Here is a 14,948-nt window from a genome sequence, read left to right as displayed (position 1 = left end):
TACAAATGCCGATCTCAAAAATTACATGTGATGAATTGCGATAATTACATGTGATGTTTTAGTCTGTGCGCCATGGAAAACAAATCCTCAGCCCATTACCAACGTTTATTCCGCCAGCGCCTGCGTGACCAGGGCCTGGTGAAAAAGGAAGTCTGGATACTGCCGGAGAACGCCAAGGCGTTGCTGGCGGTTGAACGCCAACTGCGCCAGCCCTGCCAGGGGCTGGTTTCTGTGGAAAAGGATGGAGAAATGAGCATGCCGCAGATCTGGAATGCCCGATCGCTGTGCCAGGCCCTGGCGGCCACCGAGTTGTTCACTGGCGGTGAAGCCAACGTCGAGCTGCTCGAAGGCGCCGAGCCGAGCTTGCACGTGACCATGCGCGAATACGGCGACTTGCCGTTGTTCGTCGCCGTGTCCGGCGAGCAGATCCTGGTGGAAGCACTGCTCTGGCCGCAGAGCGAAGTCACCGACGTAGCCGCCTTCAACGAGGAAGTGCTGCTCAGTCGCCAGCTCTTCCCGCTGTCGAGCATCGGCCTGGAGACAGGCCCCGGAGGCGAGCGTTTCTACATGATGTTCGGCGCCCTGAGCGCCACCTCGATCCTCTCCAATGTGCTCTACGAGATCGAAACCCTGGCCGGCAACGTGATCAGGGCCACCGAAGCCTATGAAGGCTACCTGAAGGCTCAGGCCTGACCTGGAGGAATGCACATGAACGTATGGAGCAAGCTGCTCACTGCCCTGCGCGGTGGCGCCAACGAGGCGGGCGAAGCCCTGGTGGACAGCCAGGCACTGCGGATTCTCGATCAGGAAATCCGCGACGCCGACCAGGAACTGCGCAAGTCCAAGGAGGCCCTGGCCGAGATCATGGCCCGGCAGAAGCTCGCCGCCGAGCGTGCCGACGCCACCGCGGCCAAGGTCGCCGAATACGAGAGCTATGCGCTCAAGGCCCTGGAAGCAGGCAATGAAAGCCTGGCCCAGGAAGTGGCGCAGAAGATCGCCAACCTGGAAAACGACCTGGTGGTGGAGCGTGAGCAGGCCGACGGGTTCGCCGCCAGCGTCGCCCAGTTGCGCAAGGCCGTGACCCAGGCCGAAGGCAACATTAAGCATTTGAAACAACAGGTCGATACCGTAAAGGCCACCGAAAGCGTGCAGAAGGCCCAGCAGGCCGTGGCCCAGCGCTATGGCGGCTCGCAGAGCAAGCTGCACACCGCCGTGGAGTCGCTGGAGCGGATCAAGCAGAAGCAGGCCGAGCGCGCGGCGAAAATGGAAGCCGCGGCCGAACTGGCCAGCTCCGGCAACCCGGACGATGCCCTGGATGCCAAGCTGCGCGAGGCCGGGATCGTCGCCGGCAGCACCAGCGCCGACAACGTGCTGGCGCGTTTGAAGGACCGTAGCAAGTCCTGATTCATCGTTGTGTATCAGGGGCGGGGCCGATGGGCCTTGCCCGGCTTTTTCAGGGATAGGAAAGCAATGGAAATCTTCCTGCGGACAGTCTTGTCGTTCCCCACTGTGCTGTTCAGCTTCATGCTCTGCCTGGCGGTGATCTACTGGGCCGTGGTCGCCATGGGTTTGCTCGAGGTGGACCTCCTGGATTTCGAGGCCGACTCGCTGCTCGACGGCGCCCACAGCGCCGAAGGCCTGGCCGGGCTGCTGATCAAGTTCAAGCTCAATGGCGTACCGGTCACCCTGGTGCTGACCCTGCTGATGTTCTTCAGCTGGTTCCTGACGTATTTCACCGAACTCTACATTTTCAGCCAGTTGCCCCTGGGTTGGCTGCGCTATCCCCTGGGCCTGCTGCTGGCGGTGCTCGCACTGTTCCTGGCGGCGCCCCTCAGTGCGGCGATCTGCGCTCCGTTGCGCCCGCTGTTTCACAAGATGGAAGCCACCAGCAGCAAGTCGGTGCTGGGGCAGACTGCCGTAGTGCGCAGTGGCCGGGTCACCCTGGAGCATGGCGAAGCCGTGCTCGAGGACGGTGGCGCGGGGCTGATCCTGCGGGTGCGTGCCGATGAGGCGCGGGCATTCAAACGCGGCGACCGAGTCGTGTTGCTGGAGTATCTGGAGGCGCAACACGCCTATCGGGTCATTACCGAGGACGAGTTTCGCGGCCTCTGAGCCCGGACTCCCTCAGAATCAAAGGAGATTGATTGCATGAACTTACCGTCGCTGCTGCCCATCCTGCTCGGGCTCGGCCTTGTCGTCCTGGTGGTCTTCGGCCTGCTGGCCCTGTTCAAGGCCTTCTACATCAAGGTCCCCCAAGGCACGGCCCTGATCGTCAACGACATGTCTTCCACGCCCAAGGTGCATTTCACCGGTGCTCTGGTGTACCCGGTGATCCACCTCAAGGAATTCATGCGTATCTCGCTGATCACCCTGGAGGTCGATCGTCGGGCCAAGGACGGGCTGATCTGCCGCGACAACATGCGTGCCGACATCACCGTGGCCTTCTACCTGCGGGTCAACGAAACCCAGGAAGACGTGCTCAAGGTGGCCAAGGCCATCGGCGTCGACCGTGCCTCCGATCGTGCGGCGGTCAATGAGCTGTTCAACGCCAAGTTCTCCGAAGCCCTGAAGACCGTGGGCAAGCAGTTCGACTTCGTCCAGCTGTTCGAGAACCGCCAGGACTTCCGCGATCGGATCATCGAGATCATTGGCAACGACCTCAACGGTTATGTGCTTGAAGACGTGGCCATCGACTACCTGGAGCAAACCGCCAAGCATTCCCTGGACCCGAGCAACATCCTCGACGCCGAGGGTATCCGCAAGATCACCGAGCTGACCGCGACCCAGAACGTCATCACCAACGAGCTGGAGCGCAACCAGGAGCTGGCGATCCAGAAGAAGAACGTCGAGACCCGCGAGGCATCCCTGGCCCTGGAACGCCAGCAGGCCGATGCCGAGGCGCGGCAGAAGCGCGAGATCGAGACCATTCGTGCCCGCGAGGAAGCCGAGACCGCCAAGGTCAAGGAAGAAGAGCGACTGAAGGCCGAGCAGGCGCGGATCCAGTCCCAGCAGGAAATCGACGTGCGCACCGAGAACCACCAGCGCGAAGTCGAAGTGGCCCAGCAGAACCGCCAGCGTGCCGTGGTCATCGAGGTGGAGAAAGTCACCCGCGCCAAGGACCTGGAAGTGGTGGCCCGCGAGCGCGAAGTGGAGTTGCAGCGCATCGAGAAGGAAAAGGCCCTGGAAGAACAGCGCAAGAACATCGCCACGGTGATCCGCGAGCGTGTGGCGGTCGAGAAGACCGTGGCCCAGGAAGAAGAGCGCATCAAGGAAGTGCGTGAAGTGTCCGAGGCCGAGCGCGCCAAGCAGGTGGTGGTGATCCAGGCCCAGGCCGAAGCCGAGCAGGACCTGGTGCGCCAGGTCAAGCAGGCCGAAGCCGACGAAACCCGCTCCAAGCACAAGGCGGTGGAAATCAACAACCTGGCCCAGGCCGAGCTGGAAGCCGCGGCCAAGCAGGCCGAGGCCAAGAAGCGCCTGGCCGAGGGCCTGGAAGCCGAGCGTGCAGCGCCTGGCCTGGCCGATGCGCGGGTGCTGGAAGTCTCTGCTGCAGCCCAGGAGAAAGAAGGCCTGGCCCTGGCCCGGGTACGTGCCGAGCAGTTGATCGCCGAGGCCCGTGGCGACCAGGAAAAAGGCCTGGCCGACGCCCGGGTGCTGGAAGCCCAGGCTGCCGCCAAGGAAAAAGACGGCCTGGCCGACGCCAAGGTCCTGGAAGAGAAACTCGGTGCCCAGGCACGCGGCGAGGAACAGCTGGGCGCGGCCAAGGCCAAGGCCACCAAGGACCTGGGTTCGGCCGAAGCCGAAGTGCTGCTGCAGCGCCTGAACGCCGAGGCCGAAGGCCTGGGCAAGAAGTTCGGTGCCCTGGATGCCCTCAGCGACAGCGCTCGCCAGCACGAAGAGTTCCGCATGCAACTGGAGAAGAACTTCGAGGAAGCGATGGCCGCCATCGCCGCCAACAAGGACATCGCCAAGGAGCAGGCCGAAGTGCTGTCCGCGGCGCTCAGCAAGGCCAAGATCGAGATCGTCGGAGGCGAGGGCGACTTCTTCAACTCCTTCGCCAAGTCGCTGTCGGTGGGCAAGGCCATCGAGGGCGTGGTGGGCAAGAGCCCGGTGGTCCAGGACGTCCTGGCACGCCTGCTCAACGGCAAGACCGCACCGGCCGTAGCCGCCGAGCTGGCTGCCGCCGCCGCGCGCAAGGTCGAGGCACCCTCTGCCGAAGCCTGAAATACCTGAACTCACCTGCTGATGCACCGGTAGCCGCTGTCTTGGGCAGCGGCTCCCGGGTGGGCTCCAGGGGTTGAGTCCGGGTACCGGGAGCCAGGTTCCAGGCTCCCGCTTTTTTTGCACACCGCCGTAGATCCAGGAAGGCCACGATGTCGGACGCTCAAGTCGCAACTCCCCCGCAGGACGTATTGGACAAGGCTGTCGCCGAAGGCGGCGCCTATGAGGTGCTGCAAAAGCGCCTGCAGGACCAGGGCCAACGCCTGCGCGCCACCACGGACAGTCTCAACCAGAAGCGTCTGGACGAGTTCGGCAACAGCCGCATGGAAGTGGTCGGGCGGGTGCGCATCCGCACCGAGAACAACTGCATCGCCCGGGACATCGTCCAGGTCGGCGACTGCCTGTTGTTCGGCTACAACGTGTTCATGGGCCTGAAGAAGGAAACCAGCGTCGCCGACGTGTTTTCCCTGTACCGGCTGGTGGAGGAGGGCGAGGGCTACGAAGCCGAGTCCGTGCCCCTGGACGGCAGCTTCCTGGGAGCCCAGGGCTTCCTCAACGATTTCAACGAGCTGTACACCTATTACAAGAACACCCGCCTGCTGCAGCTGGCGATTCGCGATGGCAAGCTCCTGGCCAGTTTCCAGATCGGCGAGCGAGTCACCGATGTGCGGGTGTTCCGCTGGTCGATCTCGGCGGACGGCCGGGACGTGCGCTACATCGACAACCGCGGTGAACGGGATATCGCCTTGCCGGCGCCCTTCGATTTCGAATGGAAGAAGGCCACCCGCGAGATGGTGGTCGAGGGCCGTTTCCCACACCTGAATATCCTCGACACCGTGTTCGTCGAAACCATCGGTGGCGACCTGACCATCAAGGTCGAGAACAATACCGAGTCGGGCCTGGGCATCTACCGCGAAGAGGTGCTGGACAAGACCCAGTCCCTGGACGACTCACAGATCGAGTTCGCCCGCCTGGGCAGCCTGATCCTGCTCAAGGTCCTGCCGTATCGCGAGGAGCAGTGGCGCTACCTGGTGTTCAACAGCCTGACCCGCCAGGTGGAGCGCATCGACGCCATGGGCCTGGCCTGCGTCCAGTTGCCGGAGGACCACGGGATCATCTTCCCCGGTGGCTACTACCTGCAAAGCGGCGAGTACAAGACCTTCGAGCAGTCCATGGAAGGCATGCGCTTCAAGCGCTCGGTCCGTTCGCCCAACGGTGAAGATGTGCAGTACATCTTCTACCACCCGGAGCAGGGGCGCTCGGTACTGCTGACCTACAACATGATCAACCGCCAGTTGCAGAACCCGCTGTTCGGCCATGGTTATGCGCGCCTGGAGGACGGGCGCATGGTGATCTTCGCCGCCGAGGGCGACGAGCCGACCCGGGTCCACCCGATGCAGGTCTGGCAGACCCCGTTCTTCACCGAGGAGTACGCCGCGCGGCAACCGGCCCGCAGCGGCTTCCTGGGGCGCATCGGCAATGCCGAGCTGGTGCGCAGCGTTTCCGATCTCTATGACCTGTGCCGCGAGATCGACACCCCGGCGGTCTCGGTCCAGCGCTATTCGCTGCTGTGCCAGAACACCCGGCGCCTGTTCGACGTGTACCACTGGCTGGGCAGCGCCGAGCTCGATGGCCTGGCGCCGTTGCTGCGCGAAGTGGCCGCCACCTCGGAACTGGTGCTGGACGAATACGAGAAGGTCGAGAGCATCCGGCTCCAGTCGGAGCAGGCCATGGTGGCCGCCGAGGCCAAGCACAAAGCCCTGCTCGATGGCTTGCTGGTGGACAGCTGGGACCAGGTGCAGAGCTTCGTCGATGCCCTGAACGACATCACCGCCCAGCGCGGCCTGCTGCTGACCATCCGCGACTATCGCTACATCGACGTGGTCCGCATCGATGCCATGGAGGCCGAGTTGCTCAAGGCCCAGGAGCGTACCGCCGCTGGCACCGCGACCTTCCTGGCCAGCGAGCAGGCCCTGCTGCCCTTGGTCAGCCAGCTGGAAAACCTCGATGCCCAGGCCCAGAAGGCCGAGACCGTGGCCCAGCTCGGCGAGCCCCTGGGCGCCCTGCAAGCCATGGCCGGCGACCTGGACATGCTCTCCAGCCTGATGGCTTCGCTGCAGATCGACGATGCCACCCAGCGCACCCGGATCATCGAATCCATCTCGCAGATCTACGCCCGGCTGAACCAGGCCAAGGCCCGCGCCGAACAGCGGCGCAAGGGCCTGGGCTCGACCGAGACCGTGGCGCAGTTCGGCGCCCAGTTCAAACTCTTCAGCCAGGGCATCACCAATGCCCTGGCCCAGGCCCAGGACCCCGAGCGTTGCGACGAGCAACTGTCACGGTTGCTGGTGCAGCTGGAGGAGCTGGAAAGCCGCTTCGGCGACCATGAGCAATTCCTCGGCGACATCCTCGGCAAGCGCGAGGAGTTGCTGGAAACCTTCGAAGCCCACAAGCAGTCGCTGCTCGATGAGCGCCAGCGCAAGGCCCAGGGCCTGCTGGACGCGGCGCGACGGATTCTCGACAGCCTGGGCCGGCGCACCGCCCGCTTCACCCAGGCCGAGGAGCTCAACGCGTTCTTCGCCGCCGACCCGCTGATCCTCAAGCTGCGGGAGTTGGCCGAGCGCCTGCGCGAGCTCAAGGACAGCGTCAAGGCCGATGACGTCGAGGCGCGCCTCAAGGGCGCCCGGGACCAGGCCGTGCGCGCCCTGCGGGACAAGACCGAGCTGTTCGAGGAAGGCGGCAATGTCATCAAGCTGGGGCCGCGCCATCGTTTCAGCGTCAACACCCAGGAGCTGGACCTGACGCTGATGCCCCGGGGCGACGAGCTCTACCTGCACCTGACCGGCACCGATTTTCTCGAACCCCTGCAGGACCCCGAGCTGGAAGCCCTGCGCGACTTCTGGCAGGTGGCCCTGGAGTCGGAATCGCCACAGCTGTATCGCGCCGAGTACCTGGCCGGACAGGTGCTGGACGCAGCGGACCGTGGCCAGGAAGGCCTGAGCCTGGAAAACCTCAAGCCACTGCTGGCCCACCCTGAGGAACTGGCCCGGGTGATCCGCGACTTCGCGGCGCCACGCTACAAGGAAGGCTACGAGAAGGGCATCCACGACCACGATGCGGCGGCGATCCTCCTGCAATTGCTGCCCCTGCGCGACAGTGCCGGACTGTTGGCCTATGGCCCGGCGGCCCGGGCCTTTGCCGCCCTCTACTGGGACCGCCAGCAGGCCGAGCCGCAACCCCGGCAATGGGTGGAGCGTGCCCGTACCAGCCGGCACATCCAGCAGCTGTTCGGTCGGCGCGAGGGGTTGCTGCAATTGCAGGCGGAAATCCTCGTGGCCCTCGAAGACTGGCACCGGATACAGGGCTTCGCCGTGGCCACCGAGCTGTTGCCCGAGGCCGCCGAATACCTGGTACAGGAGCTGGCTGCGGACCGCGTGGAGTTCACCTTCAGCAAGTACGCCCGGCAATTGCAGGAGGCCCTGGCCCTGCGCCTGCAAGGCGCGCGGATGTGGGATGACTACCAACAGGCCCTGGCGCGCCTGGCCGAGCGCCCCGCAGCGCAGTGGGCGTTGACCGGCAACTGGCTGGCGGCCTTGTGCGCCGAGGGCGAGTTCGCCCCGCTGGCCGGCTACGTGCCCGAGGCCGTGGCGCTGTCGCTGCTGGGCGAGGGCTTTGCCCGACGGCTCACCGAGGTCGACCTGCGTTTCACCGTGGACAACCTGATGGGCGAGCACCCGCGCATCGAGGAGCGCAGCCTGGCGCTGACGGTGGACGGTTTCTTCGCCCGCCTGCGCGCTCATCGCGAAACCTTCCTGCCAGGCCTGCAGCGTTACCAGAACCTGCGCCAGGGCATCGTCGTTCGTGAGCGTTCGGCCCTGCGCTTGAGCGAGTTCAAGCCACGGCCACTGAGCTCGTTCGTGCGCAACAAGCTGATCAACGACGTCTACCTGGGCTTCATCGGTGACAACCTGGCCAAGCAGATGGGCACCGTGGGCGAGAACAAGCGCACCGACCTGATGGGCCTGTTGATGCTGATTTCGCCTCCGGGCTACGGCAAGACCACCCTGATGGAGTACGTGGCCCACCGCCTGGGCCTGATCTTCATGAAGATCAACGGCCCGGCCCTGGGCCACCAGGTGCGCTCCCTGGACCCGGCCCAGGCGCCGGACGCCACTTCGCGCCAGGAGCTGGAGAAGCTCAACCTGGCCCTGGAGATGGGCAACAACGTGATGCTCTATGTCGACGACATCCAGCACACCCATCCCGAGTTCCTGCAGAAATTCATCTCGCTGTGCGACGGCACCCGGCGCATCGAAGGCGTATGGAAGGGCGGGACCAAGACCTACGACATGCGCGGCAAGAAGTTCTGCGTGGTGATGTCGGGCAACCCGTACACCGAGTCCGGCGAGGTGTTCAAGATCCCCGACATGCTGGCCAACCGTGCCGACATCTATAACCTCGGCGACACCCTGGGCGGCATGCAGGAGGCCTTCTCCCTGAGCTACATCGAGAACGGCCTGACCTCCAACCCGGTGCTGGCGCCGCTGGCCACCCGCGACATGGCCGACGTCTACCGTTTCGTCGCCAAGGCCGAGGGCAAGGCTTTCTCCAGCAACGAGCTGAGCCACAGCTACAGCGGTGCCGAGATCAACGAGATCACCACCACCCTGCAACGCCTGATGCAGGTGCGCGACGTGGTGCTGCGGGTCAACCAGCAGTACATCGCCAGCGCTGCCCAGGCCGACCAGTACCGCACCGAGCCGCCGTTCAAGCTGCAAGGCAGCTACCGCAACATGAACAAGATGGCGGAGAAGATCTCGGCGGTGATGAACGATGCCGAACTCCTGCAACTGATCGCCGACCACTACCAGGGCGAATCCCAGCTGCTGACTACCGGCGCCGAGGAGAACCTGCTCAAGCTCGCCGAACTGCGTGGCAACCAGACCCCCGAGCAGGGCGAGCGCTGGACGCAGATCAAGCGCGACTTCGTGCGCAACCGCTCCATGGGCGGCAGCGACAGCGATGTCGGCACCCGCGTGGTGGCCCAGCTCAACGACCTGGTGGATGGGGTTCGTGGCCTGGCCCGGCCCACGGAGCAGCACAGTGTGCGCGAGGTGCTGGAGAATCTCTCCGAGCAGTTGCAGAGCAGCTTCCTGCCGCTGGTCCAGGTGATGCACAAGAAGATCGATGTCGACCTGCATAGCCACCAGCGCATCGGCGATATCGCCCAGCGCCTCGATGAGCTGAGCCGCATGCTCAGCAATGGTGAAGTACCGACGCTCAAGGACCCTCAACCCTAGCCTGCCCAGCCACCGGCTCGCTGGTGGCGGCCCAAGGAAAACGACATGGATTTCGCCCATCTGGACCGGCAACTGCGCGACAGCCTGCTGGACTTGAAACTGAGCAACGAGGAGCGCGATGAGCTGCGCCAACTGGGCAGCGAGCTCAGCGCCGACCAGGTGCGCTATCTGCGCAATCGCGCCTTCGACCTGGTGCGCGAGCTGAGCCTGGCGGACAGCGCCAACGTGCTGCCGGCCCTGAAATGGCTGGAGCAGGTGGTCAAGACCCTGGATATCAGCGTCGCGCCGGTACGTGACATGGCCAGCGCCCACTTCAGCCCCGGCGAGGATTGCCGGCGCAAGATCCGCGAGCTGTGTCGCCAGGCCCGCAGCTCGGTGGATATCTGCGTGTTCACCATTTCCGATGACCAACTGAGCGACGAGATTCGCGCCTGCCACCAGCGCGGCGTGGCGGTGCGGGTGATCAGCGACAGTGAAAAGCAGTTCGATGTCGGCAGCGATATCGCCGCGCTACGGGAGGCCGGAGTGCCGGTGCGAATCGACGATACGCCGTTCCACATGCACCACAAGTTCGCCCTGTTCGATGGCCGCACCTTGCTCAATGGCAGCTTCAACTGGACCCGCAGCGCCACCACCGGCAATGAGGAAAACCTGCTGGTGATCGACCACCCGCACCTGGTGGCCAGCTACCTCAAGGAGTTCAACGAGCTCTGGGAGCGCTACGCGCCTCGTTGAAGGCGCGCAGCGGGGCGGGGGCGGTCAGGCGGGTCGGGAGGCGCGCATGGCTTCGCCGCTGATCAGCCGGTCCAGCAGTTGCTGCTGAAACTCGGCGGCGCGCTCGGGGGCACGCTGATGCATCTCCTCCAGGGCTTGATACAGGCGTGACAGCGGCTTCTTTTCGCTGAGCAGGGTGCTCAGGTTCAGCGCCTCGATGGCCTGGGCAAAGCGCTGGTGCTGGATGTGGTGCAGCAGCAGGTCCTCTTCCAGGATGTGACTGCCGGCTTCCAGGGCGTGCAACTGAGCCTGCAGCGCCTGGGCCGTTTCTGCCTCGTCGAGGTGCAGGTAGGCGCTGGCGATGTCCTCCAGGTAGAGGGTTTTCAGGTCTTCTTCGATCTCTGTCTCTGCGGCGCTGTCCAGCAATTCAATCGCCTGCTCCAGCAGCGTCTTGGCCTGGGCGGTCTGGTCCAGATCATGCAATAGCCGCGCTTGCTGGCAGAGGTACAGCAGTTGCTGCTCGGTATCTTGCTGCTGGCGCAGGTTGTGCATTTCTTCAAGGCTGCTACGCACCAGCCAGCTGTCCCGGCGATGGGCAGGCAGGCGGCTCTGGACTTGCAACTGGACCTTCAGAGCGTGCAGGCGCATGCCACTCCAGAGTTCCGACTCGTGCTTGTAGCCGTCGATCAGTCGCAGGGCCTGAGCCAGCAGCGCGGCAGTCCATTGCGGCTGCGCCTGGTGGTGCTCTTCGCAGAGGCTGAGCATCAGGCTCGGACGCTGGGACGGCTCGCTTACCCGCTCCTGCAGCAGGGCCTCGGCTTCAGCGGTGCGGCCTTGTGTCGCCAGGTGGTTCAGCAGGTGCAGGAGCATGCCGTGCTGATGCAGGTCGGGGATTTGCTCCAGCAGGCGCAGGGCAAGATCAAGTTGCTGGCGCTTCAGTGCCGCGTCCATCAGGTCGCTGTAGGTCGAGTAATAGAGGGTGTTGTTGTCTGCCATCAGGTTAAAGGCCGGCTCCGTTTGGCCGGCCTCGAACAGGGCGAGGATGGCCTGGACCTGTTCTTCGGCAGCCAGTGCCGGCATCCGGGCGAGGACCCGTTCAAACCGGCCCTGGGCCGCGCACTCATCGAACAGGCTGCGCCACTCCGTCAGATAGCGCCCCGCGGCGGGGTCCTGGAATTGCGCCCAGGCCCGTTCCAGGCTGAGCAGCGCCTGGTCTTCCATTCCCGCCTGAAATTGCAGGCGAGAGAGGATCAGGCAATTGCTGATGCTTTGCTCTTCCTGGGCTGCGGGGTTTTCGGGGTCGCTCAGCTCGCCCAGCACGGCCAGGGCCCGATCCTGCTCGCCGCGGGCCTGGAGAATGCGCACCTGCAGCAGTGGCCAGCTGGGCAGTGGTTCGCCCCATTGCTCCAGCAGTTCCAGGCAGGTCTGGGTGTCGTTGGTGTCGAGCAGCGACTCGATCAGCGTGTTGAGGACATAGTCCCGAGCCATGGGCGGCAATTGCCTGCCCATTTCCAGGGCCTTGGCCTTGTGCCCCGCGAGGTAGAGTTCGGCGGTCACCAATTGCAGCGCCAGTTCCCGAAGCTCGCCGCTCAACCGCTCGGCCAGTTTCAGCGCCAGCAGCGGCTCGGATTTGCTCAGTAGCAGGGTCTGGTTGATCTGCGAGGTAACGTCGCTGGCCGTTGGCAGGTCCTCGTTCTGTTCAGCCATTTTCTGGCGGGAGTACAGAATCAGTGCGATGAACAGCAGCATGATGACAAGCAGGGTGACAAAGAGGGTCATGGACGTCCTTTTCTTCTATTGAACTGCGGCGTTGGCGCGGTGCGCGCCGGCCGATTCGCGCGGGGGTTATAAAACCCTGATGGCAGGCTGGCAATCGACTTTACCCAGGCAATGCGTTGCAGTGGATTTCAACGCGAGGGCCGCTGACCGGCCAGCGGTCGGGCAGGGCGGCGGGTTTCGGGTTAGACTTGCCGCCTTTTCGCATACTCAAGAAGCCCGCACATGGCCCAGCCGTCCACCACCTACAAATTCGAACTGAACCTGACCGACCTCGACCGCGGGGTCTACGAAAGCGTCAAGCAGACCATCGCCCGCCACCCTTCGGAAACCGAAGAGCGCATGACCGTGCGCCTGCTGGCCTATGCCTTCTGGTACAACGAGCAGCTGTCGTTCGGGCGCGGCCTGTCGGATGTGGATGAGCCGGCGCTGTGGGAAAAGAGCCTGGATGACCGCGTGCTGCACTGGATCGAAGTCGGCCAGCCGGACGCCGAGCGCCTGACCTGGTGCTCGCGTCGTACCGAGCGCACCAGCCTCCTGGCCTACGGCAGCCTGCGGGTCTGGCAGACCCGGGTGGTGGACGCGGTGAAGAACCTGAAGAACCTCAACATCGCCGGTGTGCCCCAGGACGTGCTGGAGACCCTGGCCAAGGACATGCCACGGGTGATCAAGTGGGACGTGATGATCAGCGAAGGCACCCTCTTCGTCACCGACGATCGCGGCCAGCATGAAGTGCAGTTGGAGTGGCTATTGGGCGATCGCGGCTAACAGACCGTTGAAAAACTATCTGCGTTGCCATCGCTGCGTTAAAAACAAGCTGGTGCGCCAGCCTGGTCAAAATGCTCATTTACCACTCGTGAACTGCGCTTTTTCGCCTGTTTTTGCCTTGCGCTGGCTGCCTCGCCTACGTTTTTCAACGGCCTGCTAAGCCTGCGTCCCCGTTCCTGATCGATCCACCGTATCCAAGAGAAGCTGTCGTTAGCCCATGCGTATCGAACCCCGTGAGTTGCCCGCCGTCCTGCCCTTTCTCGGCGACCTGCCGCCGTTGCTGACCCGTCTCTACGCCGCCCGAGGCGTGCAGACGGTGGATGAGCTGGACAAGAGCCTGGCGCGGCTGATCCCGTTCCAGCAGCTCAAGGGCATCGACGCCGCGGTGGACCTGCTGGTGACCGCCCTGGACCTGCGCCAGCGCATCCTCATCGTCGGCGACTTCGACGCCGACGGCGCTACCGCCAGTACCGTCGGCTTGCTGGGCCTGCGCCTGCTGGGCGCGGCCCATGTCGACTACCTGGTGCCCAACCGCTTCGAGTACGGCTACGGCCTGACCCCGGAAATCGTCGCGGTGGCCCTGCAGCGCCAGCCGCAGTTGCTGATCACCGTGGACAACGGCATCTCCAGCGTCGACGGCGTGGCTGCGGCCAAGGCCGCGGGCTTGCAGGTATTGGTCACCGACCACCACTTGCCGGGCCCGGAGTTGCCGGCGGCGGACGCCATCGTCAACCCCAACCAGCCGGGCTGCGAGTTTCCCAGCAAGGCCCTGGCCGGGGTCGGGGTGATCTTCTATGTGCTGATGGCGCTGCGTGCGCGCCTGCGCAGCCTGGGCCGCTACGAGAGCCGGCCGCAGCCGAATATCGGCGAGCTGCTGGACCTGGTGGCCCTGGGCAGCGTGGCGGACGTGGTGCCGCTGGATGCCAACAACCGCATCCTGGTGCACCAGGGCCTGGAGCGGATTCGCGCCGGTCGCGCCCGGCCGGGGCTCAAGGCGATCCTGGAAGTGGCCAAGCGCGACCATTCGCGCATCACCTCCACCGACCTGGGGTTCATCCTCGGGCCTCGGCTGAACGCCGCCGGGCGCTTGGACGACATGAGCCTGGGTATCGAGTGCCTGCTCAGCGACGATGCGTCGGCGGCGCGGGCCATGGCCGCCCAGCTCGATGAGCTGAACCAGGACCGCAAGTCCATCGAGCAGGGCATGCAGCGCGAAGCCCTGGCCCAGCTCAAGGAGCTGCCGGTGGAATCGATGCCGTTCGGCCTGTGCCTGTTCGATGCCGACTGGCACCAGGGGGTGATCGGGATCCTCGCCTCGCGCCTGAAGGAGCGTTACCACCGGCCGACCATCGCTTTTGCCGACGCTGGCGACGGCATGCTCAAGGGCTCTGCGCGTTCGGTGCCGGGCTTCCATATCCGTGACGCCCTGGACGCGGTGGCCGCCCGTCATCCACAACTGATCAGCAAGTTCGGTGGCCACGCCATGGCCGCCGGCCTGTCGCTGCCGGAGCAGAACTTCCCGGCCTTCGCCGAGGCTTTCGATGATGAGGTGCGGCGCCAGCTCAACGAGGAAGACCTCACCGGGCGCCTGCTCTCGGACGGCACCCTGGCCGTGGAGGAATTCCACCTGGAACTGGCCCGCGCCCTGCGCCACGCCGGACCCTGGGGCCAGCACTTCCCCGAGCCGATGTTCCATGGGGTGTTCGAGCTGGTGGAGCAGCGTATCGTCGGCGAACGCCACCTGAAGGTGGTGCTGCGCAGTGAATGCGGTTCGCTGAAGCTGGACGGCATCGCCTTCGGCATCGATCGCGAAGTCTGGCCCAACCCGACCATCCGCTGGGTGGAGCTGGCCTACAAGCTCGACCTCAACGAGTTCCGTGGCCAGGAAACCGTGCAACTGATGATCGCCCACATCGAGCCCCGCTGACGCACCTGTAGCCGCTGCTGTCGAACCTGCGAGGCTGCGACCGGTCGCGCAGCGGTCGCAGATAGCCCCGCTGCACGGTGATGCGCAGCCTGCGGCAGGGGCTAGATGGAGCGCTGCCTGGGGTTTTCGCTCGGCGAGTGATCAGGAACCCTGCTTCGGCCAATGTTGTCGACTAGTCTGTTAGGACTGTCTGATTGGCCTTGTGACGTTTTGTCCTTTTCTCTTCCCGCGGGGGCGGGCGCTTC

9 protein-coding genes are annotated in these 14,948 nt (G+C 64.6%); 8 read left to right on the top strand and 1 reads right to left on the bottom strand.

All coding sequences use genetic code 11. From position 1 onward, the window contains the following. Positions 1–72 precede the first annotated feature (72 nt). The 6 genes from CAG11_RS10035 to CAG11_RS10010 all read left to right on the top strand — a co-directional run bounded on the left by CAG11_RS10035 (position 73) and on the right by CAG11_RS10010 (position 10,253). Positions 73–693: a YjfI family protein gene (locus CAG11_RS10035; protein ID WP_085596196.1), complete on the top strand. Its 621-nt coding sequence runs from the start codon at positions 73–75 to the stop codon at positions 691–693. A gap of 15 nt (positions 694–708) precedes the next feature. Further along, positions 709–1,404: a PspA/IM30 family protein gene (locus tag CAG11_RS10030; protein WP_022642515.1), complete on the top strand. Its 696-nt coding sequence runs from the start codon at positions 709–711 to the stop codon at positions 1,402–1,404. A gap of 66 nt (positions 1,405–1,470) precedes the next feature. Continuing rightward, on the top strand, positions 1,471–2,112 hold the full coding sequence (locus CAG11_RS10025; RefSeq protein WP_053134372.1) for an OB-fold-containig protein: 642 nt from the start codon (positions 1,471–1,473) through the stop codon (positions 2,110–2,112). A 36-nt stretch (positions 2,113–2,148) separates the two neighbouring features. After that, complete coding sequence (locus tag CAG11_RS10020) at positions 2,149–4,221, top strand: flotillin family protein (RefSeq protein WP_022642517.1); 2,073 nt, start codon at positions 2,149–2,151, stop codon at positions 4,219–4,221. A gap of 149 nt (positions 4,222–4,370) precedes the next feature. Further along, the gene (locus CAG11_RS10015; protein WP_085596195.1) at positions 4,371–9,518 is read left to right on the top strand and encodes a DNA repair ATPase; all 5,148 of its coding nucleotides are present in this window, start codon (positions 4,371–4,373) and stop codon (positions 9,516–9,518) included. A gap of 45 nt (positions 9,519–9,563) precedes the next feature. After that, positions 9,564–10,253, top strand: a complete 690-nt coding sequence (locus CAG11_RS10010; protein WP_085596194.1) for a phospholipase D-like domain-containing protein — start codon at positions 9,564–9,566, stop codon at positions 10,251–10,253. A 24-nt stretch (positions 10,254–10,277) separates the two neighbouring features. On the opposite strand, the gene CAG11_RS10005 is transcribed toward CAG11_RS10010, so the two are convergent. Continuing rightward, a complete protein-coding gene (locus tag CAG11_RS10005; RefSeq protein ID WP_085596193.1) occupies positions 10,278–12,011 on the bottom strand; it encodes a hypothetical protein in 1,734 nt (577 codons plus the stop codon). Between the two features lie 222 nt (positions 12,012–12,233). On the opposite strand from CAG11_RS10005, the gene CAG11_RS10000 reads away from it, so the two are divergent. Together CAG11_RS10000 and recJ are read left to right on the top strand one after the other, a co-directional pair. After that, positions 12,234–12,776: a YaeQ family protein gene (locus CAG11_RS10000; protein WP_085596192.1), complete on the top strand. Its 543-nt coding sequence runs from the start codon at positions 12,234–12,236 to the stop codon at positions 12,774–12,776. A 217-nt stretch (positions 12,777–12,993) separates the two neighbouring features. Continuing rightward, positions 12,994–14,703: a single-stranded-DNA-specific exonuclease RecJ gene (gene recJ, locus CAG11_RS09995; RefSeq protein ID WP_022642524.1), complete on the top strand. Its 1,710-nt coding sequence runs from the start codon at positions 12,994–12,996 to the stop codon at positions 14,701–14,703. Positions 14,704–14,948 lie beyond the last annotated feature (245 nt).

Origin of the sequence: Pseudomonas sp. B6(2017), from assembly GCF_002112765.1 — a bacterium.
In the GTDB taxonomy this organism is placed as follows: domain Bacteria; phylum Pseudomonadota; class Gammaproteobacteria; order Pseudomonadales; family Pseudomonadaceae; genus Aquipseudomonas; species Aquipseudomonas piscis.
This window is presented reverse-complemented; position numbering and strand designations above follow the sequence as displayed.

Excerpts from the sequence above, each read along its gene's own strand:
- CAG11_RS10035 (WP_085596196.1), top strand. The coding sequence starts at position 73 with ATGGAAAACAAATCCTCAGCCCATTACCAACGTTTATTCCGCCAGCGC.
- CAG11_RS10030 (WP_022642515.1), top strand. The coding sequence starts at position 709 with ATGAACGTATGGAGCAAGCTGCTCACTGCCCTGCGCGGTGGCGCCAAC.
- CAG11_RS10025 (WP_053134372.1), top strand. The coding sequence starts at position 1,471 with ATGGAAATCTTCCTGCGGACAGTCTTGTCGTTCCCCACTGTGCTGTTC.
- CAG11_RS10020 (WP_022642517.1), top strand. The coding sequence starts at position 2,149 with ATGAACTTACCGTCGCTGCTGCCCATCCTGCTCGGGCTCGGCCTTGTC.
- CAG11_RS10015 (WP_085596195.1), top strand. The coding sequence starts at position 4,371 with ATGTCGGACGCTCAAGTCGCAACTCCCCCGCAGGACGTATTGGACAAG.
- CAG11_RS10010 (WP_085596194.1), top strand. The coding sequence starts at position 9,564 with ATGGATTTCGCCCATCTGGACCGGCAACTGCGCGACAGCCTGCTGGAC.
- CAG11_RS10005 (WP_085596193.1), bottom strand. The coding sequence starts at position 12,011 with ATGACCCTCTTTGTCACCCTGCTTGTCATCATGCTGCTGTTCATCGCA.
- CAG11_RS10000 (WP_085596192.1), top strand. The coding sequence starts at position 12,234 with ATGGCCCAGCCGTCCACCACCTACAAATTCGAACTGAACCTGACCGAC.
- recJ (WP_022642524.1), top strand. The coding sequence starts at position 12,994 with ATGCGTATCGAACCCCGTGAGTTGCCCGCCGTCCTGCCCTTTCTCGGC.